General features: G+C 60.3%; 1 protein-coding gene. It reads right to left on the bottom strand.

All coding sequences use genetic code 11. The features are described 5' to 3' along the window. The coding region (locus tag SB756_RS35180; RefSeq protein WP_410913895.1) for a sigma 54-interacting transcriptional regulator at positions 1–237 on the bottom strand (237 nt) is incomplete at both ends.

The raw sequence follows: 237 nt of genomic DNA on the forward strand, positions 1-237 counted from the left end.
GGTAAACGCGCCGCGGCTGTGGCCGAACAGCTCGCTTTCCATCAACTCCGCTGTCAACGACGGGCAATTGATGGTGACGCAGGATTTTTTCGCGCGTTTGCTCCAACCATGAATGGCGCGGGCCAATTCACCTTTACCGGTACCGGACTCGCCCAGGATCAGGATATTGGCGTCGGTACCCGCCACCTGGCGTGCGGTTTCCAGCACCACCATCATGGAGGGGCTGTGGGAGTCGAG

Origin of the sequence: Pseudomonas sp. SIMBA_068 (genome assembly GCF_046534705.1) — a bacterium.
Lineage (GTDB): Bacteria > Pseudomonadota > Gammaproteobacteria > Pseudomonadales > Pseudomonadaceae > Aquipseudomonas > Aquipseudomonas putida.